Annotated in this window: 3 protein-coding genes and 1 pseudogene; 3 read left to right on the forward strand and 1 reads right to left on the reverse strand. The window is 70.9% G+C overall.

The features are described from left to right. Nucleotides 1-59: 59 nt before the first annotated feature. The 3 genes from HG543_RS51335 (at nt 60) to HG543_RS51345 (ending at nt 4,648) form a co-directional block, all read left to right on the forward strand. Entirely contained in the window at nt 60-2,834 is a 2,775-nt protein-coding gene (locus tag HG543_RS51335) for an FG-GAP-like repeat-containing protein (RefSeq protein ID WP_169352305.1), read from the forward strand. An 87-nt stretch (nt 2,835-2,921) separates the two neighbouring features. After that, complete coding sequence (locus HG543_RS51340) at nt 2,922-3,737, forward strand: hypothetical protein (RefSeq protein ID WP_169352306.1); 816 nt, start codon at nt 2,922-2,924, stop codon at nt 3,735-3,737. Then, nucleotides 3,734-4,648: a type VI immunity family protein gene (locus HG543_RS51345; RefSeq protein ID WP_169352307.1), complete on the forward strand. Its 915-nt coding sequence runs from the start codon at nt 3,734-3,736 to the stop codon at nt 4,646-4,648. Before HG543_RS51340 ends, HG543_RS51345 begins: the two co-directional genes overlap by 4 nt. Before the next feature lie 3 nt (nt 4,649-4,651). Here the strand turns inward: HG543_RS51345 and HG543_RS51350 are convergent. Next, nucleotides 4,652-4,969, reverse strand: a pseudogene (locus HG543_RS51350) (hypothetical protein); the annotation flags it as partial.

Consider the following 4,969-nt stretch of genomic DNA (forward strand, 5'->3'; position numbering starts at 1 on the left):
GATGAATACCTCGCCGGCTCGGCATGTCAGCGGCCGGGCGGGCATCCGTGGGAGGTCACATGCAGCAGGGCTGGACGGACAGGCGGGCGGGCCGGTGGGTGGTGTTGGGAACGCTCGGACTGGTGGCGTGCGCCGGTGGCACTCCGGAAGAGCCCGAGGCGCGCGTCACCGCGGATGTGGAGGTCGAGGCGGAGGCGCGGTGCGAGGTGCGGCCCCCCTTCGAGCCGAACTTCGAGCCCGAGGTGGAGTGGGCGTGGACGGCCAGCCCGCTGATGCCCACGCACACCAACGTGAACATGACGCCGGTGGTGGTGGACGTCAGCGGAGACGGCGTGCCGGACGTGGTGTTCAACAGCTTCGAGAGCTGGAACTTCAAGACGAACGGCGTGCTGCGGGCCATCAGCGGCGCGGACGGCTCGGACCTGTGGGCGGTGACGGACCCGGCCCTGCGCGTGCGCGGCTCGGGGAGCGTCGCGGCCGGTGACATCGACGGCGACGGGAAGGTGGAGCTGTGCACCGTGCCGGAGGACGCGCTGGGCATCATCTGCTTCGAGCACACCGGCGCCTTCAAGTTCCGCGCGGCCGGGCCGAAGCTGGACCAGGGCGGCGTGTCGCTGGCGGACCTGGAGGGCGACGGGACGGTGGAAATCATCGCCGGCAACCACGTCTATGACAGCGGCGGCGCGCTGAAGTGGGTGGGCGAGGATGGCGTGGGCGGCCCCCCGGCGCCGAGCGACACGGGCCCGCTGGCCTTCGCGGCGGACCTGGACGGGGACGGCAGGCAGGAGGTGGTGAACGGCCGCGCCATCTACCGGCATGACGGCACGCTCCGGTGCCGGGCCGAGACACTGGGCCATGGGCTCGCGGCCGTGGGCAACTTCGACGCGGACCCGGCGGGCGAGGTGGTGGTGGCGTGGGAGGGCAACGTCTCGCTGATGGAGGACGACTGCACGGTGCGGTGGACCGTGGAGCGCCTGGACTGGGGCGTGGGCGGGCCGCCCAACATCGCCGACTTCGACGGGGACGGTCAGGCGGAAGTGGGCGTGGCCGGCGCGGACTGGTACTCCGTCTTCGAGGCGGACGGGACGGAGCGGTGGCGCAGCCCCATCCAGGACCACAGCTCCAACCGCACGGGCTCCACGACGTTCGACTTCGAGGGCGACGGCCGCACGGAGGTCGTCTACGCGGACGAGCGCGCCCTGCGCATCCTCGACGGCGTCACCGGCGCGGTGCGCTTCGAGACGCCGCACAGCTCCTGCACCGCGTACGAGAATCCGGTGGTCGCGGACGTGGACGCGGACGGCAACGCGGAAGTCGTCGTCGCGCAGAACACGGCGTGCGACCTGGGGGCCTTCAACGGCATCCGCGTGTTCAGGGACAAGAAGGACGGCTGGGTGAACACGCGGCCCCTCTGGAACCAGCACGCGTACTCCGTCACCAACGTGGCGGATGACGGGAGCATCCCCGCGCGACCCGCCATCAACTGGCGGACGCCGGGGCTCAACACGTTCCGGACCAACAGCCAGGGCACGGGCACGGTGAAGCCGTTCGCCGCGCCGGACCTCGTCGTGGGGAACGTGACGGCGGCGTGTGACGGCGAGGGCGGCGTGACGCTGGGCGCGCGGGTGCGGAACCTCGGCGACGCGGCGGCCTCGGCGGGAGTGCGGGTGGCCTTCTACCGGGGACCTCCTGGCGCCAACGGCACGCTGCTGGGCGTGGCCACGGTGGCGGACAAGGTGGACCCGGGGGCCGAGGTGTCCGTGGCGCTGGGGCTTGGCACCTCGCCTGGAGGCCGGGGCGAGGTGTTCGCGGTGGTGGACGACGACGGCGCGGGCACCGGGCGCGAGCTGGAGTGCCGCGAGGACAACAACGTCAGCTCGGCGCGGGTGTCGCTGGAGTGCGAGGTGACGACGAACGAGCCGCCGGTGGCGGTGTGCCGCGACGTCACGGTGAGCGCGGATGAGACGTGCCGGGCCGTGGCGAGCGTGGACGATGGGAGCCATGACCCGGACGGGCAGCCGGGGCCCTTCACGGTGACGCAGGCGGCGCCAGGGCCCTTCGGGCTGGGGCGCCACCCGGTGACGCTGACGGCGTCGGACGGCGAGGCCAGCGCGGTGTGCACGGGCACGGTGACGGTGGTGGATACGACGCTGCCGCACATCGTCTGCCCGCAGCCGCAGGTGCTGGAGTGCACCGCGGGCGGGGCGAGGGCCACGTACACGGCGCGGGCGGAGGACAACTGCGGGCCCGTGTCGGTGACGTGCACGCCGCCGACGGGCGCCACCTTCCCGCTGGGGCGGACGGAGGTGGACTGCAATGCGACGGATGGCTCGGGCAACGCGTGCGGATGCGCCTTCACGGTGACGGTGAAGGACACGCGGCCGCCGGTGCTGGGAGGCAGCCAGGGTGTGCGATTGCTGCCGGCGGACCATCAGTACCGCACGGTGACGCTGGCCGAGTGCGCGGGCGTCGCGAGGGATGCGTGCGCGGGCGAGCTGCCGCTGGAGCGGTATGGGCGGATTGTCCGGGTGACGTCGGATGAGTCCGAGGACGTCGGCGGTGTCTGTGATGGCGCCACCTGCGACGACGTGGACGTGCGCGTGAATGCCACGTCGGTGCGCCTGCGCGCCGAGCGCGACGACACGGGCGACGGACGCGTGTACACGGTGCACTACGTGGTGGAGGACCCGTCCGGCAACAAGGCGGAGGGACGCTGCACCGTGGACGTGCCGCGCGACACGTACGGCCGGCTGCCGGCCCAGGACAGCGGGCCGAAGTACTGCGTCGGCCAGGGGTGCCCTTCCGGCATGGGCGGCAGTCCGCTGTGCCCGTGAGGTGAGGGGCTCCGCGGCTCCATCCGAAGGCACTCGCTGGAGTCTCCCGAGGCGTTCCGGAAGGATGCCCGCCTCGGGAGGCGCTCCATGCGAACGCGATACGCGGTGGAACGGTGGTACCTGGTGCTGGTCGGTCTGTTCCTCGGTGCGTGTGCCTCGGGGAGCGGAAGCGCTCGCGGCGGCTATGCCCAGAGCTTTGACTCGGCGACGAGTGGCTGCCGGCAGACCCCGGCCTACTGCCAGGCTGCCGTGGGCGAGGAAACCGTCGTGCCGGTGGTGACGCGCGCACACGCAGCAAGCGTCGGGGCTTCGCTTGCCGGCGCGGTGAAGCTCTTCGAGGGCGACCACCAGAAGGACGTCGAGAAGCTCTTGAAGGACTGCGTCGAGCAGGCGAGCGCCGAGGTCAATCTCCGCTGGTTCGGAGGCCCACCTACCGCGGCGCAGTGCGCGGAGCAGGTGGGCGTGGACGCCCGGGGAAATCCCATCAGACGCGCGATGACCCTGGGCACGGAGAAGCATCGAATCGCGCTGCGCTGCATCCAGGAGCGACTGTCCGAGCTGCGCCCCGATGGCTTCAGTGTGGAGCAGCGCTACCGCTTCGACCGGAAGTCGAACCAGACCTCGCTCCTCTCCGAGGAGGAAGCCCAGGCCCTGCTACGGCAGGGGCGCGGTGACCAACTGAGGGGCACCGTGCGACCGGACCTCGTCATCCACGGTGGCGACCCGCTTAAGGCCCAGGCTGTCTACGACCTCAAGTTCCCCTGTCCCGGCAGCAACGAGGCGAAGTGGAATGACTATCCCCAAGAGCATCCCCACTTCCCCCTCAACCAGGGCGAGGTCTACAAGAGAGCATTGAGGGTCATGCCAGTCCGCGTGGCTCCAGGCTGGGGACTCGTACCATGAGCGAGCAGGTTCCAAGGATTCGGGTCCGCGCGGAGAACGGAGAGTTGCTGATTCGCGATGGCCTCACCCTCTGCTTCTACATGCGCCGTCCCCACTCCGAGGTGGTAGGCCCGGTGATGCAGGCACTGGAGCAATACCGGCGCGCCGTGGGGCCTCGTGCCCTGTCCTGGTACTTCGACCATGACGCGGAGGGCTTTTTCGAACTCGATGACAGGGGGTGGGAGAACGCTCTCCGTGAGCTGCATGAGAACAGGTGGGCGCATACGTTGCTGCGAGCGAGTCCGGGTGGCGTCGGTGAGTACCAGTTCGAATACCTCGGCCGCGGACCCGACGCGTCGTCCGCGGACGACGAGCCTGGAATGGTGTGCGCTCTCTCCTGCTGGCTGCCCTCCGAGTTTCTCGAGACGCATGGACCGGCGAGGGTTCATGAAGTCGCCCTGGCAGTGGCTGCTCCCCTGCCGTTCAATTCGGGCTACGTCAGCCTCTCTTTCAATGCGCTGACCTCCATGATGGGAGTCCAGCGGGAGCTGCGCCGATGGTGCTTCCGCTACCCGGGGATGGATGTCACCAGCGATAGCCTGTTTTCGAGTGAGCTGGGCACCCAGGTTCGCGGGGCCTACTGGCTGACCTTCCTCGGCCAGCCCGTGCTCGGAGCGATTGGTGGCGCGGCGGGACTGCGCGCCCGTCTCTCCTCGCCCGACATCACCGTCCAGGACTTGGGCGCGGAGCGCGTGGCCATCACGCTGGGCCCCACCCCCGACGCCGGAGACACCGAAGCCGGACGCGACCTGCCACTGCACCGGGAGATGGCGCGCGTGCTGGAGCCCTGGCTCTTCCACCAGCCGCCCCTCTTCAATCCGGAATTCCCACCCGAGGACGTGCGCCGCTGGGAGCGCCGCTTCCTCGACTGAGCCTCACCCCCACCGCGCCCGGACCGCGTTCTCCACCCGGCGCAGCGAGTACCGCGCCATGTCCCCGGCGCGCGGCGCCAGGAGCAGCTTCGCCGCCACCCACGCCGGCTTGCTGCGCGCCAGCTCCGCGCCCAGGAGCCGCGCGTCGGAGAAGAACCGCCCCGCCAGCACGCGCTGCCACCTCGGAGGCGCCAGCTCCTCCAGCACCTCCGCCGGCACCGGCGCGTCCATCAGCCGCCACGCCGCCTCCCAGCCATACCAGGCCAGGTGCGGGAAGGCCGTCCCTCGCGCCCCCTCCACCACGCCCCGCCAGTCCAGCCC

The sequence above is a fragment of the Pyxidicoccus fallax genome, from assembly GCF_012933655.1.
GTDB lineage: Bacteria > Myxococcota > Myxococcia > Myxococcales > Myxococcaceae > Myxococcus > Myxococcus fallax.